A 25,850-nucleotide genomic window follows, 5' to 3' on the forward strand; every position below is an offset into this window, starting at 1 on the left:
TTGAAGCCTAGAGTCATGTACTTAAATTTCTTATGACACCAGCTGCTTCTTCATGAACACAGCTTAGACTTAGCCAATCAATTAATCCAATATCCTTTATTAATCTTCAGTATTTATTTAAAAAATATACCGATAAATCGATATTATAGATAAAACCAAAAACATTAACACTTTGTTTATAAAAATAAAATTATTCTAAAGGAGTATAGAGTTTTATTCTAAAAACTTAGTAAGTCTTATTTTTATACAATTTTTGAAGTTTTTCCACCCATTTTTAACCTTAAAAGTCAATTGTAAATTAGGCTATTTTTGCCAATGTAAAAAGTCAATTTCCATGCTAGAAAGTAATAAGTTATATATAAATATATTCTATTTGTCACCCTCATACTTAAAAATGTAGCAAAGATAATAAAATCGAGCCTTTGAAGTACTTTTTCCCCCTACTTAATTCCTACAAAAAATGTCGTTTTTCTCATCATTTTTTCACACAATAGTTATTAGATATGGCATAATTTGAAACAATTTCAGGGTTTTATTTTCGGTATTTTTTTTATGAATCTGGAGCGAGTAGATCTTAATCTATTAATATATCTTGATGTACTTCTTCGTGAAAAAAATGTTACGCGCGCGGCCGAACAGCTTGGGGTAACTCAGCCTGCAATGAGTAATATTTTACGTCGCTTACGTAATTTATTTAATGACCCTCTTCTTATCCGTTCTTCTGAAGGGATGACTCCAACAGAACGTGCTCTTGAATTACAACCTCGTATTCGTGATGCGCTTGCTGATCTCTCCATGATTTTGGAACCCCGTACCGAATTCCGCCCTTATACAAGTAATCGTGTTTTCCGCATTATGACATCGGACTATGCCGAGGCAACTTTAGTTCCTCGTCTTGTTAAAGCGCTCCGCTCTGAAGCTCCAAACGTTGTTCTTGATTTTCTTACACCAAGTGATGTGTCTTATAGAGACATGGAACAAGGTAAAGTTGATCTCGCAATTAATAGATTTAATGAAATACCGCAAAGTTTCCATCAGGTTTTAGTTTGGCGTGATAGTTTCAGTTGTATTCTTAACGATAAACACCCTGCTGTAACTCATTTAAATTTAAAAAGCTATTTAGATGCACAACATATCTGGGTTTCTAAAACAGGTATGGGTGTCGGTTTTGGCGTAAACCCTGATAAACAAGGTGGTTTAGGCTGGATTGATCAGGCATTAGAACGTATTGGTCAACGTCGTAAAATTTCTGTATTTACTCGCCACTACCAAATGCCAGCTTTACTTGCTCAAAACGTAGACCTTATTGCCACATTACCAACACGGATGGCACGTCTACAAACACAGAACCCTAAACTGGTTATAAAGGATCCTCCTTTTTATATTCCAGAGTTCGAACTTAAAATGGCTTGGTGCCCGTTGTTACATCATCACCCTGCTCATCGCTGGTTGCGCCAACTTATCTTATTTGTTGCTCGTCAAATGATTGAAGAGGAAAACCGTGAATTTCTAACCAATAATTCACAATTTTCTCACTATTAAATAAATTTTAATTTAATTGTCGATTTCAGGCGCTGAGCAATCAATCTGATTACCTCAGCGCTTTTTTATGTTAAAACATAGTCATAATAATGATGAATCTCAGGTGATTTGTGAGTCTCTTTCAAAATATCATTATCATCGTACTGCTTATCATCGGAGCAGGCTTTTTATCTTTAACTGAAATTGCACTCGCTGGTGCCAGAAAAGTTAAGTTAAAAATTCTAGCCGAAGCTGGTGAAGAACGCGCCCAACAAGTACTAGATTTACAAGAACAATCTGCTGACTTTTTTGCAGCCTCTCAAATTGGCCTAAATGCAGTTGCGATTTTAGGCGGTATTTTGGGTGAAGCTGCTTTTCGTCCTTATTTCGTGACTTTAGTTGACCGTTTCTACGGAGGTCCTTGGACACAAACGATTGGTTTTGCCCTATCCTTTACTTTAGTGACATCACTCTTTATTTTATTTGCCGATCTTATGCCAAAACGTTTGGCTATGATTGCCCCTGAAAAAATTGCAATTAGTGTTATTAATCCAATTCAGGTTTTTATTAAGGTTTGTAAACCTTTAGCTTGGGGAATTAACGCAATTGCCAACCTGCTATTCCGTTTATTTAAAGTGAATACAACACGAGAAGACAACATTACTTTTGATGATATTTCAGCAGTAATGGATGCAGGTGCTCAAGCAGGCGTACTGCAAAAACAAGAACATCACTTTATCGAGAATGTTTTTGAATTAGAAGAACGCAACGTACCTTCCAGCATGACAACACGTGAAAATGTTGTTTATTTCACCTTAAATGAACATGAAGATAGTATTCGTCAAAAATTAGCAGAGTATCCTTATTCAAAATTTTTGGTATGTAATGAAAATATTGATCAGGTCATTGGTTACGTCGACGCCAAAGACTTTCTTGTTCGTATTTTAAATAATCAATCTCCAACGCAATTGAATGAAACAACCATTCGTACTGTCCTGATGATTCCGGACACCTTAACCCTATCAGAATTACTTGATCGCTTCCGCTCTACCAAAGAAAAGTTTGCGGTTGTTATAAATGAATATGCGCTTGTTGTAGGGGTTATTACCTTAAGCGATATTATGATTACGGTTATGGGCGACTGGGTAACACCAATTGAAGAAGATCAACAAATCATTAAACGCGATAATAACTCGTGGTTAATTGATGGCAGCACACCAATTGATGACCTAAGACACGCACTTGAAATTGATGAAATGCCTGATGAAGAAAATTATGAAACATTAGCAGGTTTCATGATGTACCGCCTGCGCAAAATTCCACGCCCAGCAGATTTTGTGGAATTCGGTGGCTACAAGTTTGAAGTAGTCGATGTCGATCATTTTAAAATTGACCAACTCCTTGTAACTCGAATTTTAGAACAAAGCGACGTACATTCATCAATTGATGAAAACTGATTTATATTAATTTAAATACCTCACAATTTTTTGTGGGGTATTTTTTAATCTAAATAAATTTTTCAAATATATGTAATAATTATTTTAGATTCATAAATTCAATTTGCTCTTTTAATTTAAAAGCAATATTATTTAGATTATCACTTATATTAAATCTTAAACACTGAAAAATAATAGAATAATCTACATATCTTAATCAACATGAAGCGATTCACCCCCATTTACATTGCCATCAAACTTATGTAACTTAGCTCAAAGCAAGTCTTTAAATGGTTCTTCTTCTCATTTCATCCATCAAACCACATATAATTAAAAAAAATATCATATAATTTTTATTTTTATAAAACCTTTATAACCCATCATAATGAATTACATTTATTATATACCTACTATAATCCTAATATATATGTTCAGTATTTCGTATAAATATACCCCTCCAACTGAATATATATTAACCAAATAAACTAAATATATTATTTGTCTTTTTAATAAAAATTAATAAGAATAACCAAGGTCAGAGTTTTGAATAAACTTGTTCAGTAAAACTATAGGCAAAGGATTGATTGTATGCTGACATTACTTGGTGTTGGCATGATTTTGTGCTTCATGTACTTAATCATGTCCAAACGTTTAAGCCCTATTATTGCTTTAATTCTCATCCCATTTATTTTTTCTCTTATTGCCTGGGGCCTAGGTCACTATTTTGAAAGTTTGAGTCACATTGAACTCAAAGGTCTCAGTGAGATGATGCTAGAAGGCATCAAAAAATTAGCGCCAACTGGCGTAATGCTTTTATTCGCAATTTTATATTTTGCCTTAATGATCGATGCAGGTCTTTTCGATCCACCGGTTAAATGGATTTTAAAAAAGGTTAAAGGCGATCCTTTAAAAATCACAATGGGAACCGTGTTCTTAACCACAATGGTTTCTTTAGATGGTGATGGCTCAACAACTTATATGATTTGTGTAGCTGCAATGCTGCCACTTTATCAACGCTTAGGAATGAATACGCTCATCATGACTGCACTTATGCTGTTATGTAGCGGTGTAATGAACCTAACACCATGGGGTGGCCCTACAGCTCGTGCTGCAAGCGCCCTGCAAATTGACCCAAGCCACATTTTCGTACCAATGATCATTCCTATGGTCATTAGTATTGGTTGGTTATTTTTCTTGGCGTACTTATATGGTCGTTACGAGCAAAAACGTTTAGGCGTTATTGAGCTTGAAACTCACCATGGCGACAATATTACTGTATCGAAAGATCCTGAAGCGACTCGCCCACATTTACGCAAAGTAAATATGGTACTTACCATCCTTCTTATGATTGCTTTGATCAAAGGCATTTTGCCTATGTCTGTGTTGTTCATGATAGCATTCTGTATCGCAATGCTCATTAACTACCCAGATGTTGATATGCAGAAAAAACGCATTGCAATGCATGCAGACAGTGTCTTAGCTGTTGTGGGCTTAATTTTTGCAGCAGGTATTTTCACAGGAATTTTATCTGGTACAGGTATGGTTGAGGCGATGTCTAAAGAGTTCGTCGCAATGATTCCTCCAAGCATGGGTCCATATCTTGCACCAATCACTGCTTTAGTGAGTATGCCGTTAACATTCTTTATGTCAAATGATGCTTTCTTCTATGGTGTTTTACCAATTCTTGCTGAAGCTGCTTCACATTATGGTATTAGTGCAGAAGCGATTGCTCGTGCTTCGATTGTAGGTCAACCTGTACACTTACTTTCACCACTTGTTCCATCTACCTATTTGTTATGTGGTCTTGCTAAAGTCGATTTTGCCGACCATCAAAAGTTCACTTTAAAGTGGGCATTTATAACTTGTCTGGTATTGATGGGAACTGCTTTAGTGATTGGTGTTTTCCCACTCTTTAGCACGCTTTAATTATTCATATGCAATAAAAAAAGCCCCAATCGGGGCTTTTTTTATTTCTGTACATATTCAATTAAGTGATCTAACACAATGTTAAAATGCAATGTAATGTCTTCTTCTAAAATTTTATAAGCATTATCAAACTGAACCATTGGCCAACCTTCTTTCCAAAATGGAAAAATATTGTGTAGACCTTCAGTCACGATCGCATCTTCACGACTAATCGCTTGAGCAACTTGAGCTAAAACCTGAGCGGTTTCTGCACCATCAATAGCTAAATAATCAATACCACGTGCTTTAAAAATACGGATACGGTCTTTTTTATAACGAATCTTTTTCGCCTGACCTGAATTCAAGCCTAATGCCAGCGTAGCAGCTTCTACAAACTTTTCTTCAAAGTTTGCATTCAATGCAACTAAAGCCTGTTTATGTGCTTCTTGACGCCCAGCTTTCCCCCCATTACGGATAATCTCATTTGCTTCCGTATCCAGCTTATCTTTTTTCATAGACTGTAAAATGTCTAAAATTTCGATATCGCTTAAAGATTCAGGAGATTGCTCAAACATAGGAGTCCTTATACATACAACTAAATGCATATTCTCTCATAAAAGCACTACTAAAGCAGAGTAAAATTTTAAATAGCCTATTATCTTGACTATTTTTATAGTCCTAACTTCATAGACTACACTCATAAAATCAAATAATTCTTTGATTATAATTTTAATTATTTGCCAAATTAATTTTACCCTGATAATATTATTTTACCCAGATAAAAATATACGGCTAAAATGAATACTAAAATCACCTATACTGCTTTCACTGGAAGCACGCTTATTGCGAGTGACTCCCTAGTTGAACTTGCAAAAAAACTCAAAGATATTCCTAAAACAACGGAAAATATTCTGATTTTTAATGATCAAACAGGTCAACAAATTGATCTTGATCTTTCTGGTTCAGAACAAGAATTTCAACAACGTTATGCCGAACCAGAAGAAATTAAAAAAGTTGGACGACCTAAACTCGGAGTAATTTCTCGTGAAATCACCTTACAGAAAAAACATTGGGATTGGTTAGATCAACAAAGTGCGAGTGCATCAGCAGTAATTCGTAAGTTAATTGATAAAGAGTTAAATAACCCAAATTCTGAAGGTAATATTATGCTCGCTAAACAAGCCATCGACCGTTTTATGTCTGCCATGTTGGGCAATATGCCAAATTACGAAGAAGCAACACGCGCCTTATATCAAGGCGATCGAGATATATTTTTAAAGATGATTCAGAGCTATCCCAAAGATTTAAGGGAATATTTAACTTTAAAAACTCAAAGTATTTTCTCAACCCAATAAAAAACCCGCTTACGCGGGTTTTTTCAAAATCAATTCAGCCTATTAAAGACGGACTAACGCAATAATTTGTTCAACCAACTCATCTACATTTTCAGTAGTAATGCTAGTATCAGTACCTTCAGCTACAGTAGTCAAAACAGTTACGCCAGTTTGACGGAGCAAAGCAACTAGTTCTTCCGTTAAATCAGCTTTAGCAATAGCAACTACGCCTTGCTGAATTAACGAACTTTCGATGACTTGAGCTTGCTCGAGTACTTTTGCAGAAACTTGAACTGCTGCTGGCTTTTGGCCCAAACGTGCAGCACGGTCTTCAGCAGTAACAGGATTACTATGCGCAGTCCACTCTACCGCAGACTCAACCATACCCGCACCAACCGTTACATTGCTTAAACGATCAATGAAAATAAATGAACCTGTGTATCGTGAATCTTGATACTGATCAAATACGACTGGCGCATCAAACTCAACAACAACGTCTGCAATTGCATTTAATTCAAGCTCTTCCACCTGAGTATGCTCAAGCGTATTCACATTCACACGATAGTGAATATTAGTCACTTTCGCAGGAACAGTCTGCGTACCAATCTTAACGTTGTACAACTTGCCTTTCACTAGTGGATGTTCATTCATCCACACCACTGAAGCACGAACACTACGTGAAATTAATGGTTGCTCGCCAGCACGTACCAAAACGTTACCACGGCTAATATCAATTTCATCATTCAACGTTAATGTTACAGCTTGACCTGCTACAGCCTGCTCAAGGTTTCCATCAAAAGTAACGATTTCTTTAACTGTTGAACGCTTACCTGATGGTAATGCAACAATCTCATCACCAACATTGATTTCACCTAAAGCAACAGTACCAGCAAAACCACGGAAATCTAGGTTTGGACGGTTCACATATTGAACAGGGAAACGGAATTCGTGTTTGTTTGATTCGCGACTAATTTCAACTGACTCAAGAATGCTCATCAAGGTTTGACCCTTGTACCAAGCTGTATGCTCAGAAGCATTTACCACGTTATCGCCATTTAAAGCAGAAATCGGTACAAACTGAATATTGGCTGGACGACGATCACCCAATTGGCTTACGAAAGCATCATATTCAATCTGAATTTCATTAAAACGCTCTTCAGAGTACTCAACCAAGTCCATTTTATTGATAGCAACAACGATATTTTTAATACCAAGTAAACTAGCAATAAACGTATGACGACGAGTTTGAGTTTGCACACCATAACGCGCATCAATCAAGATAATTGCAAGATCAGCGGTTGATGCGCCTGTTGCCATGTTACGGGTATATTGTTCATGCCCAGGTGTGTCAGCAATAATAAACTTACGCTTTTCCGTTGAAAAATAGCGGTAAGCCACATCAATGGTAATACCTTGCTCACGCTCAGCTTGTAAGCCATCTACAAGTAATGCCAAATCTGGTGCATCGCCCGTGGTTCCAACTTTTTTACTGTCACGCGTTACGGCTTGCAATTGATCTTCATAAATCAATTTTGAGTCGTAGAGTAAACGTCCAATTAAAGTACTTTTACCATCATCCACATTACCGCAAGTCAAAAAGCGCAGAAGGTCTTTTTGTTCATGTTGCTTCAAATAGGCCAAGATATCTTGACTGATTAATTCTGATTGATGAGACATTGCTCAAACTCCACAAATTTAGAAATTGTCTTAGAAATAGCCTTCTTGCTTTTTCTTTTCCATTGAGCCCGCTTCATCATGGTCAATCATACGACCTTGACGCTCAGAACTAGTGGCTAAAAGCATCTCTTGGATAATTTCAGGTAACGTATCTGCTTCAGACTCAACTGCACCAGTTAATGGATAACAGCCAAGCGTACGGAAACGTACAGACTTCATCTGTGGAACTTCACCTTCTTTTAAACGCATACGTTCATCATCAACCATGATTAACGTACCGCTACGCTCTACTACCGGACGAACAGCAGAGAAATAAAGAGGAACGATTTGAATATTTTCTAAATAGATATATTGCCAGATATCCAACTCAGTCCAGTTAGATAAAGGGAATACACGAATACTTTCACCTTTGTTCACTTTACCATTGTAAAGATTCCAAAGTTCAGGACGCTGGTTTTTCGGATCCCAACGATGCTTGCTATCACGGAATGAATAAACACGCTCTTTCGCACGTGATTTTTCTTCATCACGGCGTGCTCCACCAAAAGCAGCATCAAATTGATATTTATCCAAAGCCTGTTTCAAAGCTTGGGTTTTCATAATATCTGTATATTTTGAGCTACCATGATCGAATGGATTAATACCAGCTTCGCGACCTTCTTTGTTCTGATGAACGATTAAATCAAAGCCATGCGTTTTTGCCATGTTATCGCGAAATGAAATCATCTCTTTAAATTTCCACCCAGTATCTACATGTAATAATGGGAATGGAAGTTTAGCTGGGTAAAATGCTTTTAACGCAAGATGAAGCATTACCGCAGAGTCTTTACCAATTGAGTAAAGCATTACCGGATTTTCAAATTCAGCAGCAACTTCACGGATAATATGAATGCTTTCAGCTTCAAGTTGCTTGAGATGTGTGAGTCTTGATTCAGTCATGAACACGTCCTTCTCTATCCATTTTGCCCATAAAATCTAGAAGTGGTATTAAACCACCACGTAGAAGACCATGTGGAGGAACGAGTGCCATAACAACTCCAATTTTTCGTGATAAATAATCCAACCACAAGCCTTTATATGGCTTATAGCATTAGTTATGCATTATAGTGATTTAAAACCAATTCCTTTTGCTTGTTTTTTCATATTGATATTCGATTTCATCATATACATATAATATGCTGATTCACTTGCACAACTTTGCAATCGTAGCTTGTGCAGACAACTTAAGCAAATCATGATCTACTCTTTAGATTTCTCTAAAAACCATAAAAAAGAGAAGCTTTGATAGCTTCTCTTTTCTAAAACATGATCTAATCTTAGAAACCGAACATTTTACGTTCTAATGGAATTTCAATACCAATAGATGCGCCAGCGTCATTACCTTCTAGATCAGAATCACTTACCCAGCCATTAATTTTTAATGGAAGATCAGGTTTAATGTAATGCGTCCAAGTTAAATCAAGCGCTTTAATTTCATCATCTTTAGGGAATGCTTTATTGATGGCCAAGTTAGATTGGTTCACTTTAACCACCATAGCACGACCGCTTAAACGGTTCATGACATCAAAGCGGATATCACCACCCACTGAATACATTTGCCCATCACCACCCATCGCGTGACCTAATGGGAAACCATGTTGATAATAACCATCTTTATAAACCGAATGTGTATAAGAAATACTCTTTACATCACCATTAGTACGTGTATCGGCCCATTCAGCATATAATTGATATGGCATATTGTTATAATTAGAAGAGTAGTCAACACCAGCTAAATACATTTTCTTCGATGGTAAATAACCAGCTTCGTCCTCTCCCACATATTGACCATAAATACTCGCTGGGATATTCAACAAAGGTTGCAATGATAAACGACCATCGAAGCCAGCTAACTGATTCGATGGATTTTCAGTATTTCCATAGACATTATCATTACCCTTAATTGCATCCCATAAAGAGCTAAAGCTTTCTGAGCGACCGTCTCCACCCCACTGAATCGTACGTGAAGCTCCTAATTCTAAATATGGTAATGGCTGTGCAGTTATACGTAGACCCAATAATTTAGCATCTGGAACTGCTTTATAGTCATCTAATTGACCAGCAAAAGCTTGATATTGCCACGGTCCAATCCAAGATAACCATTTACTCTCAAAAGCATTTTGTACTGCACGTTGTGCGGTTACACCATAAACTGGACGGCTAGCATCACCACGAATTAAGCTACCATCATGGCCAGGACCCCACCATGTTGGAATTTGACCCGCAACTACCCACTGATTCCAAAGTTTACCAGCGACATATGAGCCTTCAACATTCACATCTTGCCCATTATCAATTTGTGGGTCTTTTTCTGCATTTACTCGGATTTTTGCATCCCAGTTTTCACCACCTGCATTAAACTCTAAAGAACCTTGATATTGAGCTTTTTGGCTATCACCAAATGCTTGTGGAATATTTTTGCTATCGGTTTCAGCAAAAACACCCACTTTAACCGTATTGTTATCTGCTTTTAATGCATCAAGAACTGAATTAATAACTTTTTGTTGAGCTGGATGCGTCACTTGTGCTTGAGAGAGTGCTCTCTGGATTTCATCACCACTTAATGGCCAAGTTGAAGTGCTAATCTTGATAACACCTTGTTGATTCAACCAATTTAAGTCTGTGCGTAAGTCCTCATTATTTAGCACTAAACCTTGTGCAAAAATAGCGGATGAAGCAGTTGCCAATATTGCAATCGAAAGTGTTTTTCTTAGAAACATGCCAGCCAATTCTCAAAGTTATTTATGAGCAACACCTTAAATTTTTTATCACAACTTTGCAATTGTTAAACTGTGCAATTACATTTTTTAACGCTATCTTAAGATTAGTGTAGATAGGTAAGTTTTTGAGATATAAAAGTAATAAAAAAGGCAGTATAAATACTGCCTTTTTTTGCCTTTAGAAGATTAACCTTCTTTACGGCGCATGTGTGGGAATAAAATTACATCACGAATACTCGGCGCATCGGCAAATAACATGACCAAACGGTCAATACCGATACCCTCACCCGCTGTAGGTGGTAAACCATACTCAAGCGCTTCAACGAACTCTGCATCGTAATGCATAGCTTCATCATCACCAGCATCTTTCTCTGCAACTTGGGCTTGGAAACGTTCAGCCTGATCAATTGGATCGTTTAACTCGCTGAAACCATTTGCCAATTCACGACCACCGATGAAAAACTCAAAACGATCAGTAACATGTGGATTGTCATCATTACGGCGAGCAAGTGGAGATGTTTCAGCTGGGTATTCAGTAATAAATGTTGGCTGACGTAGTTTAGTTTCAACTGTTTCTTCAAATACGATAGTTTGAAGCTTACCTAAACCAAAACCTGGCTTAACTTGTTCTTTTAATTCTTCACGAATAAATTGAGCAAGAAACTCACGGTCACCAACATTTTCAGGTGTAAACTGTGGGTTATTCTCTAAAATCGCATCAAACATAGAGATTTTCTTGTATGGCCCTTTGAAGCTAAACACTTCACCTTGGTAAGGCACATCAGTGGTACCTAAAATATCCAAGGCCAATTTTTCAATCATATTTTCAGTTAATGCCATCAAGTCTTTATAGTCAGCGTAAGCTTGATAAAACTCGATCATCGTAAATTCAGGGTTATGACGTGTTGAAACACCTTCGTTACGGAAGTTACGGTTAATTTCAAACACACGCTCAAAACCACCAACAACCAAACGTTTTAAGTAAAGCTCAGGTGCAATACGCAAGAATAAAGGCATATCCAAAGCATTATGATGTGTTTCGAATGGACGTGCAGATGCACCACCCGGAATCACATGCATCATTGGCGTTTCAACTTCCATGAAACGTTCATTGTTTAAAAATGCTCGAATTCCAGCAACAACTTTAGCGCGGATTTCAAAAGTTTTACGTGTTTCTTCATTCACAATTAAGTCAAGGTAACGTTTACGATACTTAACTTCTGTGTCATTTAAACCGTGAAATTTATCTGGTAACGGGCGAAGCGATTTCGTTAAAAGCTCAAAACCTTCAAGGTGAACATATAAGTCACCTTTTCCTGAGCGTCCGATATAACCTTCAGCAGCAATAATGTCACCAAGATCTAAACCTTTAATGGTCTCGAGGATATCTTTTGGTAAACCTTTACGGTCAACATATAACTGAATACGGCCTGTCATATCTTGAATAACCATGAAAGAACCACGGTTTAACATGACACGACCAGCAATTTTTACATAGACATGCTCAGCGCTTTCAATTTGTTCTTTCGACTGATCTTTAAATTGTTCTTGTAGATCAGCAGCGTAATGTTCACGCTTAAAAGTATTCGGCCAAGGACTCTTTCCAGTTTCCTTCGCAACATCTTGGATTTGCTTTAATTTGGCATGACGCTGTGCAATTAAATCGTTTTCGGAAATAGTTGGTTCAGAAGTCGATTGAGCGTTTTGTTGCGTCATCTCTGCCTCGATTAAGTAAAAATTAAGGGCTATATCTTAACAGATTGCGGGAGTTTTTCGAATGATTTCAATCAAACAAAAATGAAAAAAGACAATTTTATAGAACCGAACACTACTTTTTAAAGGCAAAATGACTTAGACCAATCGCTAAGATCATTTTTTAAAGCATTTAGTAAAATATAAAAAAATCCAAATAACCTCGATATTCAAAAGGCCCTATTTGCCTTTTATTTTATCAATGAGATTGTGTAGCAAATAATGAAAATTCTATTTTTACATGGCTTGGATTCTTCTCGTGAATCGACAAAGTTCCATGCCATTTTACATCCTGAAAAATTTTGTATTGACGTCGATTATCGTAACTTAAGTTATGCATCTGTTGAGTACTTTTACCATCAGGTTATTCAGACGATCAAATCAGATTTATTGGTGGGCCATAGCATTGGAGGCTATTGGGCGCTAAAAACTGCTGCTCAACATAAATTAGCTGTTATTGTGGCGAATCCAAGTCTTACACCTAACTTTCGGACTGACTATCCTCAACTTTCTGAAGACGAACTCACTCTCTCTAACCCTAAAATGGCCTATTTAGAGTTAGGGGATGAGCAACTTGATATGTATCACGTTCAAGAAAAACTTGCCCCCTACATGAACATCGAAACTTTTGAAGGTGGACATCATCGCTTGGCCTATCCTTCACGACTTAATGATCTCATTATGAAAATTTATAAAAAATATTTGGCTTAGATTTATATAGTTTGATTTTTGAAAAAATGGTTTTATGCATAAATAAATGAAGCTCTATTTTGCTTCTGCCATTTTTTTAACCACCTCAAAACCTTGAATAAAGCCACTTTTCAACATGCCCATATATTCAGGTAAGGTGGCCAATTCAACTTTTAGAGTGGTTATATTATCTTTTTGGGTTAGAAAATATTTTTCTAAGGAACCACTCCACCCTTTAACCTCTTCACTTTCTAAATCTTCCTTACCCTCCTTAATCATTCCTAAATGTTTAAAAATTAATATTTCTGGTTTTTGCATTTGTTCAATCGTAGAAACCATGCCATTTCCTTCACCATCAAGAAAATAAGTTTTACCGCCTATTTGCCAGTCTGTACGCATGGAGGAATCCGGTGCAAAAAATTTCGTCCAAGCGTTATATGTCTCGCTATTCCAAAGTATGTCCCATACTTTTTCTATAGGCGCCTCAATTTCCACTTCATATACTAGATTTTCCATATTTCACTTCCCTGATTTATACCGCCTTGAAGACAGCAAATTTTAATTTGGGGTTTTAATAATGACATTCTGTCGCATCATAGTTTGTTGTTATTTAGCTTTCGTATGAGATGAATCTTTTAAATTATGAAGTGCTCTTTATTTCAAGATATTTTCATCAATAAAATTAATTTTAAGAATGCATTAGTTATTATTAGTTTATGGCGAAGTTTTGCCTAAATAACCACTTATTTGTCCTAACCTGCCATTCATCTTTGCTTACGAATGATTAAACTCCGTTATTTACTTTACTTTGAATGTAGAACTGCGTAAAAATTTGATATCCGATCAAAGGCACATTGGTTATTATTGACCGGATCGTAGTTACATTATTAATAGATGGAATAGTTTTACTGAAAGGCAGCTTTGAGCAAACTTATCAGTGCGGAGAGTCTCATGAAAAAATATCAATGTATCGTTTGTGGATGGATTTATGACGAAGCGGAAGGTTGGCCACAAGACGGCATTGCAGCTGGAACAAAATGGGAAGATATTCCAGATGACTGGACTTGCCCTGATTGCGGCGTTTCAAAAGCTGACTTCGAAATGATCGAAATCTAAGAACGTAAAGTAAAAGGCCATGATCGACATGGTCTTTTTTACGAATATTACCAATCACCGTATTAAATAAATAATTCTAACTCTGGAGAAAAAAATGCATCCTATCGTCATTATCGGATCAGGCATGGCGGGTTATACCTTAGCACGCGAGTTCCGTAAGCTTAGCCCAGAGCAAGAACTTGTGATGATTTGTGCGGATGATGCAGTGAACTATGCAAAGCCAACATTATCAAATGCATTTGCAGGTAAAAAAGCACCTGAACAAATTCCTTTAGGCGATGCGACAAAAATGGGTACTCAACTCAATATGCGTATTGAGCCTTTTACCTTTGTGAAAGAAATTTTAGCTGAACGCCATGAGCTTGTTCTTGAAAAAGACGGTGTAACTTCACAACAATCCTATTCAAAATTGATTTTAGCCGTGGGTGCTAACCCAATTCGCCTTGCAATTGCAGGTGATGGTAGCGATGACATTCATGTTGTGAACTCACTTATTGATTACCGCGCTTTTCGTGAAAATCTAGCTCAGCGTAAAGACAAACGTGTTGTTATTTTGGGTGCAGGTTTAATTGGTTGTGAATTTGCCAATGACTTACTTCATAGTGAATATGACATCACTGTCATTGATTTAGCACCGCAACCATTAGGTCGTTTACTTCCATCACATATTGCTTCTGCTTTCCAGCAAAATCTTGAGGAAGCTGGAGTAAAATTTGCACTCGGAACCACTGTTGAAAAAGTTAGCAAAATTAATAATGGCGAAGATTATGCGATAACACTCGCAAACGGACAAACATTGGTTGCGGACCTTGTTCTTTCTGCGATTGGTTTACAGCCAAATATTTCACTTGCTCAAAGTGCAGATATTCAAACAAGCCGTGGAATTATTACCAATGGTTTACTGGAAACAAATCAAGCAGACATCTATGCAATTGGGGATTGTGCAGAGGTAAATGGTACTTTACTTCCATATGTAATGCCTATTATGCAACAGGCTCGTGCGCTCGCAAAAACACTCAGTGGACAACAAACTGCTGTGCACTACCCAGCTATGCCAGTTGCAGTAAAAACGCCAGCGGCTCCGCTTACAGTATTGCCTGCTCCAGTTGATGCGGAAGTGAACTGGGAAACAGAAGAGTTCGACGATGGTATGCTTGCCAAAGCAATTGACAATGAAGGAACATTGCGTGGTTTTGTATTGCTAGGTGCAACCGCAGGTAAACAACGCTTAACTTTGACAAAGCTTGTTCCAGATCTTATTCCAGCCCAAGCATAAGGTTTGTATCAGGAATACTCACTTACAGAGTATTCCTTTAAGGAATGAATAACATGAATAGCGCCTTACAGTTTAACATTTCACCGTACACATCTTTCATGCAAGAAACCAAAGTCAACTTAGGCAATGGAATTGAACTACATGTAGAAGTAGGTGGAAAACCAGAACATCCAACCATTTTGCTGATTATGGGCCTTGGTGCTCAAATGCTTTTTTGGCCAGATTTCTTCTGTAAATCGCTGATTGATCAAGGATTTCGTGTTATTCGTTTTGATAACCGTGATATTGGCCTTTCTTCAAAAGTACGTCATGAAGGTAAACGTTTAAATACCGTCAAATTGATGGGTCGCTTTGCACTGGGGCTAACTAATCAAGGTGCACCTTATACTCTGCATGATATGGCAGACGATGTATCTATGCTAATTGATCGTTTAGGCGTGAACAAAGCGCATGTCATTGGTGCATCAATGGGTGGGATGATTGCTCAAATTCTTGCAGCAAAATATCCAGAAAAGGTTGAAAAATTAGGGCTTATGTTTACAAGTAATAACCAGCCTTTTTTACCACCACCTTTTCCGAAACAACTTTTGAGTTTAATCGGTAAACCTGAGTCACGTGACGAAGAAGGGATTGTTAATCATAGTTTAAAACTATTTCAACTGATTGGTTCACCTGGTTATATCAACCAGATTGAAGCAATACAAACTGCGCGTAAGCTTTATCAACGTAGCTACTATCCTGCTGGTGTACTTCAGCAGTTTTTAGCAATATTATGTACAGGCTCCTTACTACAACTGGACCGTGAAATTAAGCAACCCGCTTTAGTCTTACATGGCTCTCGCGATCGCTTACTTCCCCCTAGCCACGGTAAGGCTGTAGCAAAAGCAATTTCCGGTGCTAAGTTTGAATTAATTGATGGAATGGGGCATGATATCCCTGCACATTTTATTCCACAGCTTAGCGGTTTATTTGCGCATCATTTTAAATCATCAGACTAGGACACTATGGCTGCATTACCCTCACTAAGACAGCTATCATATTTAGTTACGTTGTCGGAAACTTTGCATTTTACTGAAGCAGCACGCCGCTCTTTTGTCACTCAATCGACGTTATCAGGCGGCATCATGGAGCTTGAACGGTTATTAGGTGGCGTTCTGGTAGAACGTGATCGTCAGAATGTGCGTTTAACACCTTTAGGTGAACAAGTCGTTGCTCGTGCCCGTGTACTACTAGCAGATGCTCAAGATTTAATGCGTTTGAGCCGTGAAATGAGTGAGCCGTTAACGGGTGATTTGCATTTGGGTGTTATTCCAACCATTGCACCTTTTATCCTGACACGCTTACTTAATGAAGTGCATCAGCAGCTACCTAAAATTCAGCTACATTTGCATGAAGCACAAAGTGAAAAAATTGTAGAGCGCCTAGAACACGGTAATCTAGACATGATCGTTCTTGCTCTACCGTTTGACACCAGAGGTCTAAAAGTCGCTGAAATTTCGAAAGAAAATTTGTACCTTGTATGTAGTAAACAAGATACGAATGCTCTTCAAGCAAACTCTCTAGATGATCTTGATTTATCAAGATTAATTTTGCTTGAGGAAGGTCACTGTTTACGTGACCACGTTTTGAGTGCGTGCCCTATCGGTGAGCGTAAAAACGACAACCGTTTAAAAGCAAGCTCTTTACCAACGTTAGTTGAAATGGTTTCTTCTGATTTAGGCTTTACGCTTTTACCAGAAATTGCAATTGAAAATAGTATGATCAAGTTTAATGATCAGATTACTGCAAAACCAATTGAAGATGCACCGAGCCGCACTTTAGCGCTAGTAACTCGTAAAAGTACACCATTACAAAGTGAGTTCGATGTATTACTGCAAATTATGCAGAAAATTACAACCAACTTGCACGCATAAAACATGTATAAAAAAAGGAGTCTTCGGACTCCTTTTTATTTTACTGTGGTGTTAAAGATGCCCACTTAAACACCCAAGCAGATGGCATATTCAAACTATTATCAGCGATAATTTTTTCTCTAATAATTTGTGCTATAGCATAGTCATTTGCAGGGTCTACCATAACTCGTATTCCTTTAGTGGTTGCGCTGGTTACAACCTTATAGCCCTTCGCTTCTAACTGCGACTGAACTGTACTTGCCTTATTTTGATTAGCCGCCAATGCAACTTGTACCATCCATTTCTTTTCACCATTTTCCAAAATTTCTTTAGCGATCGCTGCATCAAGTTGCTTTTTACTGTCAAAATTTTTCTTTTCTTCTACTTTTTTTGTGTGGACGTCTTCAATTTTCTTTTGGGCTAATAACTCATCTTGTTTTGGTTTTCTTTTTTGGATGACTATTGTTTTATTTTTTTCCCCACTTTTTTTCGCTTTATCATTAGAAGGATTTACAAAATAAGGATATATTGCTTGATCATCAAATCTTTGAAATACGATGATATCCCCATAACACTTCTGATCTGCATAGGCGGTCACTGGCATTATCCCCAAAAGTATTTTAATAAGTAAACTTCTAATAAAGCATTGCATCTTATTCATTTACCAAAGTTAAGTATATTTAATGCGCCGTATTAAAGTAGATTTTTTGTGATTTGTATATTTTAAAAATTCAATGTTTTATGTAAAAAATCACATATTTTAAAAACATATTGCAGTGCTTCAAATTATTGTCGTTTATCCAGCAACCATTTAGAAAAACTAACTAAATTACTTGGAATTTCAGTTAATTAAAAAAGCCGACAAAATGTCGGCTTTTATTTAATCTTGAGAGTTCATTATTTAATGATTTCCAATAATGCCCTTTGAGCATTATGCAACTTTTCACCCTCAGCTGGCTCAGCACGGATCCAAGTACCGTCACCTTGTAAAAGCCATGCTTGTTGATTATCTTGTAAGTAGTTCACCAAACCTTGTTGATAAATACGTTTTTTCAACGCAGGATCTTCAACAGGGAAACACGCTTCAACACGATTAAATAAATTACGGTCCATCCAGTCTGCACTTGAACAGTAAATACGTGCATCACCATTATTACTAAAGTAATAAACGCGAGTATGCTCAAGGAAACGTCCTACAATTGAACGAACTCGAATATTCTCTGATAAGTTAGGCAAACCCGGACGTAAACAACAAATCGAACGGATAATCAGGTCAATCTGAACACCCGCCTGAGAAGCTTCGTACAATTTATTGATTAACTGAACTTCGGTTAACGCATTTACTTTAACAATGATTTGAGCCTTACGTCCTGCTTTAGCATTGGCAATTTCTTCATCAATAAAGTTAATAAGCTGAGCATGTAAGGTAAATGGTGCATGTAATAGCTTTTTCAATTTCGCCATTTTGCCCATGCCAGTCAATTCTTGGAATATACGGTGTACGTCTTCACACAGATCTTTATCTGTGGTCATGAGACCATAATCTGTATAAATTCGAGCATTCATCGCATGGTAGTTACCTGTTCCTAAATGAACGTAACGCACCAGTTTATTATTTTCACGGCGCACGACCATAATCATTTTGGCGTGAGTTTTATAACCAACTATGCCGTAAACAACGACTGCCCCAGCCTCTTGTAAAACGTTCGCTACTTCAATATTTGATTCTTCATCAAAGCGAGCACGTAACTCAATGACTGCAATAACCTCTTTTCCATTACGAGCGGCTTCAGCCAAAATTTGCACAATTTCAGAATTAGCACCACTACGATATAGCGTCTGTTTGATTGCTAATACTTGTGGATCACGTGCAGATTCGCGTAGCAATTGAATAACTGGCGCAAAAGACTCAAACGGATGATGCAGTAAAATATCCTGTTTTTGCATTGCCGAGAAAATACTCTCGGTCTTTTTAAACACTTTAGGCACAACTGGCGTATGCGAGTCATAACGCAAATGCGGACGTTTAAAATTTGAAACCAGACGAGCTAAGTTTACCGGACCATCAACTTTGTATAATTGCTCATCGGTTAAATCGAACTCTTCAAGTAAGTACTCATAAATATGCTGTGGACAATTATGGGTTACTTCCAAGCGAACTGCTCGACCAAAACGGCGAGAACTTAATTCACCTTTTAATGCTTTAGCTAAGTCTTCAACATCTTCATTCAATGCCAAGTCTGCATTACGTGTAACGCGGAATTGGTAACATCCAGTTGCTGTCATTCCTGGGAATAAATCAGACACATGCTCATGGATAATTGCCGATAACATTACATGATGTTCTTTACCACCCGTTAATTCATCTGGTAGTCGAACAACGCGAGGTAATGAACGTGGTGCTGGCACAACAGCCAAATCAATTTGACGACCAAAAGCATCTTTACCTTCGAGGGTAATAATGAAGTTCAGGCTTTTATTCACAAGGCGAGGAAATGGATGTGCTGGATCTAAGCTAATTGGTGTTAATACAGGTGCAACTTGTTCCTGAAAATATTTTTTTACCCAAGCAGATTGGGCTGGAGTTAACTCACCACGACGTAAGAAGCAAATATCTTCTTCACGTAGCTTAGGCAAGATTTCCTCATTTAAAATACGATATTGACGCTCAATCGCAGCATGAGCAGTTTCAGAGATTTTTTGTAAGACCTGTCTTGGCGTAAGACCATCCGGGCTACGACTCTCATTGTCTAGAGAAAATTGCTCCATCACTCCGGCAACACGAATTTCAAAGAACTCATCGAGATTACGTGAAAAAATGAGTAAGAAATTCATTCGCTCAAGTAATGGATGTAAAGGGTCTACCGCTTGTTCCAATACACGCAAATGGAAGTCAAGAATAGACAATTCACGATTGATATAACGGTCATTATAACTATATTCTATTGGGGTCGTTGTTGGTGTAATCGCTGTATTCATGTCTAACTCAATTCTCTATCCAGCCAAAATCTCTATAAACCAGTATGCTGCAAAAATATGACAATTTGGTAAAAACTAAAAAATTAACACATCTTTAAAACAGCATTATTCAGGAATCTGGGTGCTATTCATATAACGTAAAATAACGCGTTTTCTATATTGTAGTTTATGATCGTTGCGGTGATCTTGATAATATTTCGGATCAGGCAATAACGCAGCTAAGAATGCGGCTTGTTCACGCGTTAAGCTTTTAGCACTTTTACCATAATAATGTTGAGCGGCTGCTTCAACACCGTACAAATTCTTACCGAATTCAACCGAGTTCATATACACCTCAAGAATTCGGCGTTTTGACCACATGCGCTCCATCATCCAAGTCGCGACTGTTTCTTGACCTTTACGAATAAACGAACGCTTATTGTATAAAAACAGATTTTTTGCCAATTGCTGAGAGACTGTAGAACCGCCAGCAACAACTTCACCCTCTTCATTATTTCGCTCAAGGGCAAAACGAATACCCTGCCAGTCAAAACCATGATGATGGATAAATTTTGCATCTTCACCCGCTAAAATCGCATGTTTGAAATTATCGCTAATATCATCATAATCAAGCCACTTATGGATGATTGGCTCTGATGTATCAGACCAATAATCTATTCGCATGAACATGGTGGTGTCCACTTCATGTGTCCGCCACCAGACCAAACTCGAAAAAATCCAAAGTTGAATAAGGAGAATCGCCCCAATAAAAATTAACAACACGCGAACAATAAAAGCTTTCATGTTCGTCCTGATCTCCTGTATTCAACTTTTTTCATGTTAAGCTGTAAAGCATGTTCATATATAACAAAAGCATAGCATGACTCAATATCAGCCTCCGCACATTAATCGTAAACTCAATGTACAAAATTGGTGGCTGACCGCCCTACTCATCACAATCAATGTAGGTTTGTTTGTCTGGCAAATTGTCTCTGGCGTCGATATTAGTGACCCAGCCATGAAAGATGCTATTCATTGGGGAGCTGATTTTACACCACTTACTTTTTCTGGGCAGCCCGAACGTTTATTTACCAGCATGTTTTTTCATTTTGGTTTAGTTCATCTCATGCTTAACATGTGGGCCCTCTATATTTTCGGTAATGTTGCTGAGTCACTATTTGGTCGCTTCTATTTTATTGAGATGTACTTACTCGCTGGCTTATTTGGTAGCCTTTTAAGTAGTTATATGACCATTCAAAATGGACATGAATTGCTGCAACATTTTGACCAGAGCTTGCTTCCTCATGTCAGTGCAGGTGCTTCAGGTGCTGTGATGGGATTAGGTGCTGCGTTAACAGTGCTTTCTTTATTTCCACCGCTACCTCATCAAGCCTACATACTCGATAAAAAAGCATTATTAATGATTATGGCAATCAACCTTATTTTTGGTTTTGTCGCAACGGGAATTAATAATGCCGCGCATATTGGCGGCATTATTATTGGCGCATTTCTTGCGCTGATGTGGTACTTAAGTTATGTCAGCAAATTTAAAAATACACTCAAACTTCTAGGCTTATTAGGAGCAGTTGTAATTACAGGTGGTTTTTATATGTACTGTGTACAACTCAACTCACCTTTACTTCCGTTATGGCATGAAATCATCATCCAGAATCCTGACATTATTCCTTAAGCTACAACTGGTTTAGTTCTCTTAAGCTTTGTAAAGGTGGTAAGTTGCAAAGATAGCCCAGTCGATAACGTCCTATCAGGGCACAAACCAGCATCATGCCAAGAGGTAAAATTAGCCATGTTTCAATATGCCACTGTAGTGCCATATTCATTTTATAGCTTGCAATAGCACTAATCACTTCTGCAAAACAGCAGGCAACTATGCCTGCTAACAATCCTAAAAATCCAACTTCAAGACTGAGCATCTGCTTCATTTTATTCTTAGACAATCCAAATGAACGTAACAAAGCAACTTCACGGCGTCGCTCATCCATTAATAAGTTTAAGCATGCGATAAGTACTAAAACCCCAGAAAAACCCACTAAAGCCGCCAGCACGGTCACAATTTTCACTAAAACATTCATTAAACGCTTTACTTCATCTAAAATTCGATCGACGTCAATAAATACCGTATTCGAAAACTGCTGAATGATATTGATCATTTTTGGCTGATCTTGTTTAGGTACATAAAAACTGCCTAAATAACTTCCAGCATTTTCATCTAAAGTTTTCGGTGAAAAAATAAAGAAAAAATTAGGACTAAAACTTTCCCATTCTACACTTCGAAAATTAACAACTTTGGCCTGTAAATTGCCTTCCGGCAAGCTAAAGGTAAGCTTATCTCCAATTTGAATACAAAGGCTTTCAGCCGTTTTGTTTTCAACAGAAACTTGCCCTACACCACTAAACTGAGCTTGACCATTTGTAATGGCATTGTCATTCGGTAAGTGATTAGACTGAGTTAAATTTAACTCACGACGTAAAGAGTTATTTTGTTTTATAGCCTCTTCTGAAAAAGGTATATCATTCTTCGCTAGCAATCGGCCGCGGATATTTGGATATAAAGGTGTGCTTTGCCAACCATTTTGTTTCAACTGTTGTTCAAAAGCTTTTAAATCAAATGGAGGCAAACCATAAACAAACTGATTAGGCGTTCCTTCTGGGAGTTGTTGCTGCCAACGTTCTAATAAATCAGTTCTTAATACACTGAGTACTGTAATAAGGCTTAATCCTAAAGCTAGAGCAGTAATCTGTAATGCACTTTGGGAAGGAGAACGAATATAAAAAGACAAACGATTTTTCATCTTTTTTAGACTACGAAGCAATAACCAGACAACGGTGTAAAGCAAAATACAAAGAACGATAATCGCAGCCAAAACCATAATGCTGAGCATCAAGTTTTCACTCAACACCAAGCTAAAAACAATGAGGCTAGTAATGCCTGCAAAAAACATAAAAAATAATGATTTTCGAGATTTTGCTTGTTCACGAATAACACGAATTGGAGGCGTATTTAAAAGCTCCCAAATGCTTGGCAAGATAAACCCAAGCAAAACAATTACACTTGTAAAAATGGCAATTGGTAAAGGCCCAAGTAAAAGTGGTATTACCGAAAAATTTAATTCCAATTGAGGTATCAATTGCAACATGAGTTGAAGCAGGCCATAGCCCAATATCAGCCCCAATAGGCTTCCTATAACAATCGAAATCGCACTAACAACACAAAGTAATCCAATATATGCCAATAAAATTTGGAATTTACTTCCCCCTAAACACCGGATGAGCGCAATGTGATCTTGGTTTTGTTGAACATATCTTTGGCTCGTTAAAGCGATGGCAATACCACATAATAAAATCGTTAAAATATTGGCCAATTGCAAAAAGGTATCAAGGTTTTCAAGTGGACGTAATAATCTGCTATTCGAATCACTTGCATCGCGTAACCGTAAACCCGCTGTTTCGTCTAAATCTTTAGTGGTTTGATGTTGTTGTTTAAACTGCTTAGCAAAAGTCCGTACCTGTTCTGGTTTACCCGCCATTAATAAACGATAGTCAATTCTACTGCCTGTCTGAATTGCATGAGTTTTAGCAATATCAGCTTGATGGATAATAACCGTGGGAGAAAAGCCAGAGAAACCTAACTCTTGATTTGAATCACGTACAATCACACCACTAAAACGAAATGTACCATCCGCAATAGAAACAGCATCACCCAGTTTTACTTTTAATAAATCTGCTGCCCTTTGGCTTAACCACACCTCACCAGACTGAATCCCTTGCGTAGTTGGCTCAATTTCAAGCTGTCCTCTTAACGGAAATAAAGGCTCTATTGCTTTCACGTTGACCATGACAAACTGATCGTGTGTATGGGCCATAGAACTAAACATAGTGACATTGGTTTGCTTAAAACCAAGCTGCTCTGCTCTTTTTTTCCATGACTGTTCTATCGGTTCGTTATTCGACAGAACTAAATCGGCACCCAACATTTGGGAAGCCTGTAAACTGACAGCATTTTTAACTTGGTCATTGCTAAATTTCAGAGCAGTTGTGGCACTAATCGCAAGCGATAGAGCAATAATAAGTAGATACAGACCACCCGTGCGGAAACTTTGAAGTAAAAGTGGTTTTAGAAGATTACGCATCATTTAACCACCCTGTACTGTCTTTAATCGGCCATCATCTAACTCAACATGGCGCTGACAAAGGCTTGCTAAGTTACGGTCGTGTGTAACCAAAATAAGGGTTGTACCTAACTCTCGATTTAAATCAAAAAGCAGATTTTCAATTTCTTGAGCTGTTTGACCATCTAGGTTTCCAGTAGGTTCATCTGCAAAAATAATTTGTGGCTCTGCAATGAGTGCACGCGCAATCGCTACACGTTGCTGTTCCCCTCCAGACAAGACTTTAGGCGTTTGTTCTACCTGACGACCAAGCCCCACTCGATGCAACCAATCTAACGCTTTTTTCTCTGCGGTTTTATAATCGAAATCTTTACGTAACCGTAAAGGTAACATCACATTTTCAAGCGCACTCAACTGAGGTAAAAGCTGAAAAGACTGAAATACAAAACCAATATGTTGCATTCTAATTTGAGTGCGTTGTTCTTCTGTTAACTCATGTACTGCCTGACCACATAGCCACACTTCTCCTTCAGACGGTTGATCTAAAGTCGCTAGAATTCCTAGTAAGGTTGATTTACCTGAGCCGGAACGTCCCGTAATTGCTACCTGTTCCCCTTCAAAAATCTCTAAATCGATATCTTTTAAAATCGTAAACTGATTTTGGTTAATCTGAATAGTTTGTGTAACTTGATGGGCAGCAATGATGGGTTGTGGCATGATGTGAAAAGTCCTATGTATTCAGAATCAGGGTCGAAGTACAAATGTATAAATCTTTTTTGATTGGTTCTAAAAGCATCATGCTCATCTCATTAAGTATGCTGCCCATGCTTGTATCGGCGAAAACTATTTTAATTTTAGGAGATAGTATCAGTGCCGGTTACGGAATTGATCCCAAACAAGGTTGGGTACAATTACTGCAAAAACGTTTAGACCAACAGTATCCCAAACAACACAAAGTGGTCAATGCAAGTGTTAGTGGTGAAACAACAAGCGGAGCTTTGGCACGATTACCTAAATTATTGCAGACCTATAAGCCTAGTGTAGTCGTGATTGAATTAGGCGGAAATGACGGCTTGCGAGGGCAACCACCTCAAATGATTCAAAAAAATCTGGATCAGCTCATTCAATTAAGCCAAAAACAAAAAGCCAAAGTTGTTATTTTTGGTATGAAAATTCCGCCAAATTATGGGGCTGCATATAGCAAAGCTTTTGAAAATAATTATAAAGTTGTAAGCCAGAAATATCAGGTGAAATTGCTTCCGTTCTTTCTAGATGGTGTTGCTGGTCAAAAACAGCTTATGCAAAATGATTTGATTCATCCAAATGCACAAGCACAATCAAAACTACTTAATTTAGCTTTTCCATACATAAAAGGTGCCCTATAGGCACCTTTTAGTTTTAAAT

At 37.7% G+C, this 25,850-nt stretch carries 23 protein-coding genes and 1 pseudogene; 12 read left to right on the forward strand and 12 right to left on the reverse strand.

All coding sequences use genetic code 11. The features are described from left to right. Window positions 1–552: 552 nt before the first annotated feature. The 3 genes from RMB13_RS20980 to RMB13_RS20990 all read left to right on the forward strand — a co-directional run bounded on the left by RMB13_RS20980 (window position 553) and on the right by RMB13_RS20990 (window position 4,883). The gene (locus RMB13_RS20980; RefSeq protein WP_003653025.1) at window positions 553–1,542 is read left to right on the forward strand and encodes a LysR family transcriptional regulator; all 990 of its coding nucleotides are present in this window, start codon (window positions 553–555) and stop codon (window positions 1,540–1,542) included. Window positions 1,543–1,652: 110 nt separating this feature from the next. Continuing rightward, window positions 1,653–2,978 carry a hemolysin family protein gene (locus tag RMB13_RS20985; RefSeq protein WP_311086277.1) on the forward strand — a complete coding sequence of 442 codons (1,326 nt, stop codon included), beginning with the start codon at window positions 1,653–1,655 and terminating at the stop codon, window positions 2,976–2,978. A 567-nt stretch (window positions 2,979–3,545) separates the two neighbouring features. Continuing rightward, complete coding sequence (locus RMB13_RS20990; RefSeq protein WP_005042217.1) at window positions 3,546–4,883, forward strand: CitMHS family transporter; 1,338 nt, start codon at window positions 3,546–3,548, stop codon at window positions 4,881–4,883. A gap of 41 nt (window positions 4,884–4,924) precedes the next feature. Here RMB13_RS20990 and RMB13_RS20995 read toward each other — a convergent pair whose 3' ends face one another. Next, a complete protein-coding gene (locus tag RMB13_RS20995) occupies window positions 4,925–5,437 on the reverse strand; it encodes a hypothetical protein (protein WP_005042220.1) in 513 nt (170 codons plus the stop codon). A gap of 222 nt (window positions 5,438–5,659) precedes the next feature. Between RMB13_RS20995 and RMB13_RS21000 the strand changes: the two genes are divergently transcribed. Next, window positions 5,660–6,217 carry a DUF2239 family protein gene (locus RMB13_RS21000; RefSeq protein ID WP_311086278.1) on the forward strand — a complete coding sequence of 186 codons (558 nt, stop codon included), beginning with the start codon at window positions 5,660–5,662 and terminating at the stop codon, window positions 6,215–6,217. A 42-nt stretch (window positions 6,218–6,259) separates the two neighbouring features. Here RMB13_RS21000 and cysN read toward each other — a convergent pair whose 3' ends face one another. From cysN to lysS, 5 genes are all read right to left on the reverse strand, one after another. Further along, complete coding sequence (gene cysN / locus RMB13_RS21005) at window positions 6,260–7,873, reverse strand: sulfate adenylyltransferase subunit CysN (protein ID WP_311086279.1); 1,614 nt, start codon at window positions 7,871–7,873, stop codon at window positions 6,260–6,262. A 30-nt stretch (window positions 7,874–7,903) separates the two neighbouring features. After that, window positions 7,904–8,812 carry a sulfate adenylyltransferase subunit CysD gene (gene cysD / locus RMB13_RS21010; protein ID WP_004641806.1) on the reverse strand — a complete coding sequence of 303 codons (909 nt, stop codon included), beginning with the start codon at window positions 8,810–8,812 and terminating at the stop codon, window positions 7,904–7,906. Continuing rightward, window positions 8,805–8,936, reverse strand: coding sequence for a hypothetical protein (locus RMB13_RS21015; protein WP_080026499.1), 132 nt, complete (start codon window positions 8,934–8,936; stop codon window positions 8,805–8,807). The genes cysD and RMB13_RS21015 overlap by 8 nt, the downstream gene beginning before the upstream one ends. Before the next feature lie 253 nt (window positions 8,937–9,189). Next, window positions 9,190–10,632, reverse strand: a complete 1,443-nt coding sequence (locus RMB13_RS21020; protein WP_311086280.1) for a capsule assembly Wzi family protein — start codon at window positions 10,630–10,632, stop codon at window positions 9,190–9,192. Between the two features lie 186 nt (window positions 10,633–10,818). Then, a complete protein-coding gene (lysS, locus tag RMB13_RS21025) occupies window positions 10,819–12,348 on the reverse strand; it encodes a lysine--tRNA ligase (protein WP_004641802.1) in 1,530 nt (509 codons plus the stop codon). Window positions 12,349–12,606: 258 nt separating this feature from the next. Between lysS and RMB13_RS21030 the strand changes: the two genes are divergently transcribed. After that, entirely contained in the window at window positions 12,607–13,095 is a 489-nt protein-coding gene (locus tag RMB13_RS21030) for a YqiA/YcfP family alpha/beta fold hydrolase (RefSeq protein WP_311086281.1), read from the forward strand. Between the two features lie 54 nt (window positions 13,096–13,149). On the opposite strand, the gene RMB13_RS21035 is transcribed toward RMB13_RS21030, so the two are convergent. Next, window positions 13,150–13,590, reverse strand: coding sequence for an SRPBCC domain-containing protein (locus RMB13_RS21035; RefSeq protein WP_005042230.1), 441 nt, complete (start codon window positions 13,588–13,590; stop codon window positions 13,150–13,152). Window positions 13,591–14,025: 435 nt separating this feature from the next. On the opposite strand from RMB13_RS21035, the gene rubA reads away from it, so the two are divergent. The 4 genes from rubA to oxyR all read left to right on the forward strand — a co-directional run bounded on the left by rubA (window position 14,026) and on the right by oxyR (window position 17,379). Then, window positions 14,026–14,190, forward strand: coding sequence for a rubredoxin RubA (gene rubA / locus RMB13_RS21040; RefSeq protein WP_000760495.1), 165 nt, complete (start codon window positions 14,026–14,028; stop codon window positions 14,188–14,190). 94 nt (window positions 14,191–14,284) lie between these two features. Beyond that, window positions 14,285–15,466: a rubredoxin reductase RubB gene (gene rubB / locus RMB13_RS21045; protein ID WP_017388750.1), complete on the forward strand. Its 1,182-nt coding sequence runs from the start codon at window positions 14,285–14,287 to the stop codon at window positions 15,464–15,466. A 53-nt stretch (window positions 15,467–15,519) separates the two neighbouring features. Then, window positions 15,520–16,464 (forward strand): esterase EstB, encoded by a 945-nt coding sequence (gene estB / locus RMB13_RS21050; protein ID WP_005042235.1) that lies wholly within the window; start codon window positions 15,520–15,522, stop codon window positions 16,462–16,464. Window positions 16,465–16,470: 6 nt separating this feature from the next. Next, window positions 16,471–17,379 carry a LysR family transcriptional regulator OxyR gene (gene oxyR, locus RMB13_RS21055; RefSeq protein WP_005042237.1) on the forward strand — a complete coding sequence of 303 codons (909 nt, stop codon included), beginning with the start codon at window positions 16,471–16,473 and terminating at the stop codon, window positions 17,377–17,379. A 40-nt stretch (window positions 17,380–17,419) separates the two neighbouring features. Here the strand turns inward: oxyR and RMB13_RS21060 are convergent, their stop codons facing one another. After that, a complete protein-coding gene (locus RMB13_RS21060) occupies window positions 17,420–18,010 on the reverse strand; it encodes an SPOR domain-containing protein (protein ID WP_311086346.1) in 591 nt (196 codons plus the stop codon). 57 nt (window positions 18,011–18,067) lie between these two features. Here RMB13_RS21060 and RMB13_RS21065 point away from each other — a divergent pair. Further along, window positions 18,068–18,211: pseudogene (locus RMB13_RS21065) on the forward strand (hypothetical protein). 44 nt (window positions 18,212–18,255) lie between these two features. Here the strand turns inward: RMB13_RS21065 and ppk1 are convergent. Further along, window positions 18,256–20,337 carry a polyphosphate kinase 1 gene (ppk1, locus tag RMB13_RS21070; RefSeq protein WP_005042241.1) on the reverse strand — a complete coding sequence of 694 codons (2,082 nt, stop codon included), beginning with the start codon at window positions 20,335–20,337 and terminating at the stop codon, window positions 18,256–18,258. Window positions 20,338–20,442: 105 nt separating this feature from the next. Beyond that, window positions 20,443–21,120 carry a monofunctional biosynthetic peptidoglycan transglycosylase gene (mtgA, locus tag RMB13_RS21075; RefSeq protein ID WP_056478512.1) on the reverse strand — a complete coding sequence of 226 codons (678 nt, stop codon included), beginning with the start codon at window positions 21,118–21,120 and terminating at the stop codon, window positions 20,443–20,445. A gap of 76 nt (window positions 21,121–21,196) precedes the next feature. Between mtgA and RMB13_RS21080 the strand changes: the two genes are divergently transcribed. Beyond that, a complete protein-coding gene (locus RMB13_RS21080) occupies window positions 21,197–22,006 on the forward strand; it encodes a rhomboid family intramembrane serine protease (RefSeq protein WP_311086282.1) in 810 nt (269 codons plus the stop codon). A gap of 1 nt (window position 22,007) precedes the next feature. Here the strand turns inward: RMB13_RS21080 and RMB13_RS21085 are convergent, their stop codons facing one another. Together RMB13_RS21085 and RMB13_RS21090 are read right to left on the reverse strand one after the other, a co-directional pair. Beyond that, window positions 22,008–24,467: an FtsX-like permease family protein gene (locus RMB13_RS21085; RefSeq protein ID WP_311086347.1), complete on the reverse strand. Its 2,460-nt coding sequence runs from the start codon at window positions 24,465–24,467 to the stop codon at window positions 22,008–22,010. Window positions 24,468–24,470: 3 nt separating this feature from the next. Further along, a complete protein-coding gene (locus tag RMB13_RS21090) occupies window positions 24,471–25,163 on the reverse strand; it encodes an ABC transporter ATP-binding protein (RefSeq protein ID WP_311086283.1) in 693 nt (230 codons plus the stop codon). Between the two features lie 44 nt (window positions 25,164–25,207). On the opposite strand from RMB13_RS21090, the gene RMB13_RS21095 reads away from it, so the two are divergent. Then, a complete protein-coding gene (locus tag RMB13_RS21095) occupies window positions 25,208–25,831 on the forward strand; it encodes an arylesterase (protein ID WP_045434587.1) in 624 nt (207 codons plus the stop codon). The last annotated feature ends 19 nt before the right edge of the window (window positions 25,832–25,850 follow it).

This window comes from Acinetobacter sp. V102_4 (assembly GCF_031799005.1).
GTDB classification, from domain to species: domain Bacteria; phylum Pseudomonadota; class Gammaproteobacteria; order Pseudomonadales; family Moraxellaceae; genus Acinetobacter; species Acinetobacter calcoaceticus.

Excerpts from the sequence above, each read along its gene's own strand:
- RMB13_RS20980 (WP_003653025.1), top strand. The coding sequence starts at position 553 with ATGAATCTGGAGCGAGTAGATCTTAATCTATTAATATATCTTGATGTA.
- RMB13_RS20990 (WP_005042217.1), top strand. The coding sequence starts at position 3,546 with ATGCTGACATTACTTGGTGTTGGCATGATTTTGTGCTTCATGTACTTA.
- RMB13_RS20995 (WP_005042220.1), bottom strand. The coding sequence starts at position 5,437 with ATGTTTGAGCAATCTCCTGAATCTTTAAGCGATATCGAAATTTTAGAC.
- RMB13_RS21000 (WP_311086278.1), top strand. The coding sequence starts at position 5,660 with ATGAATACTAAAATCACCTATACTGCTTTCACTGGAAGCACGCTTATT.
- cysN (WP_311086279.1), bottom strand. The coding sequence starts at position 7,873 with ATGTCTCATCAATCAGAATTAATCAGTCAAGATATCTTGGCCTATTTG.
- cysD (WP_004641806.1), bottom strand. The coding sequence starts at position 8,812 with ATGACTGAATCAAGACTCACACATCTCAAGCAACTTGAAGCTGAAAGC.
- RMB13_RS21020 (WP_311086280.1), bottom strand. The coding sequence starts at position 10,632 with ATGTTTCTAAGAAAAACACTTTCGATTGCAATATTGGCAACTGCTTCA.
- lysS (WP_004641802.1), bottom strand. The coding sequence starts at position 12,348 with ATGACGCAACAAAACGCTCAATCGACTTCTGAACCAACTATTTCCGAA.
- RMB13_RS21030 (WP_311086281.1), top strand. The coding sequence starts at position 12,607 with ATGAAAATTCTATTTTTACATGGCTTGGATTCTTCTCGTGAATCGACA.
- RMB13_RS21035 (WP_005042230.1), bottom strand. The coding sequence starts at position 13,590 with ATGGAAAATCTAGTATATGAAGTGGAAATTGAGGCGCCTATAGAAAAA.
- rubA (WP_000760495.1), top strand. The coding sequence starts at position 14,026 with ATGAAAAAATATCAATGTATCGTTTGTGGATGGATTTATGACGAAGCG.
- rubB (WP_017388750.1), top strand. The coding sequence starts at position 14,285 with ATGCATCCTATCGTCATTATCGGATCAGGCATGGCGGGTTATACCTTA.
- estB (WP_005042235.1), top strand. The coding sequence starts at position 15,520 with ATGAATAGCGCCTTACAGTTTAACATTTCACCGTACACATCTTTCATG.
- oxyR (WP_005042237.1), top strand. The coding sequence starts at position 16,471 with ATGGCTGCATTACCCTCACTAAGACAGCTATCATATTTAGTTACGTTG.
- RMB13_RS21060 (WP_311086346.1), bottom strand. The coding sequence starts at position 18,010 with ATGCAATGCTTTATTAGAAGTTTACTTATTAAAATACTTTTGGGGATA.
- ppk1 (WP_005042241.1), bottom strand. The coding sequence starts at position 20,337 with ATGAATACAGCGATTACACCAACAACGACCCCAATAGAATATAGTTAT.
- mtgA (WP_056478512.1), bottom strand. The coding sequence starts at position 21,120 with ATGAAAGCTTTTATTGTTCGCGTGTTGTTAATTTTTATTGGGGCGATT.
- RMB13_RS21080 (WP_311086282.1), top strand. The coding sequence starts at position 21,197 with ATGACTCAATATCAGCCTCCGCACATTAATCGTAAACTCAATGTACAA.
- RMB13_RS21085 (WP_311086347.1), bottom strand. The coding sequence starts at position 24,467 with ATGCGTAATCTTCTAAAACCACTTTTACTTCAAAGTTTCCGCACGGGT.
- RMB13_RS21090 (WP_311086283.1), bottom strand. The coding sequence starts at position 25,163 with ATGCCACAACCCATCATTGCTGCCCATCAAGTTACACAAACTATTCAG.
- RMB13_RS21095 (WP_045434587.1), top strand. The coding sequence starts at position 25,208 with ATGTATAAATCTTTTTTGATTGGTTCTAAAAGCATCATGCTCATCTCA.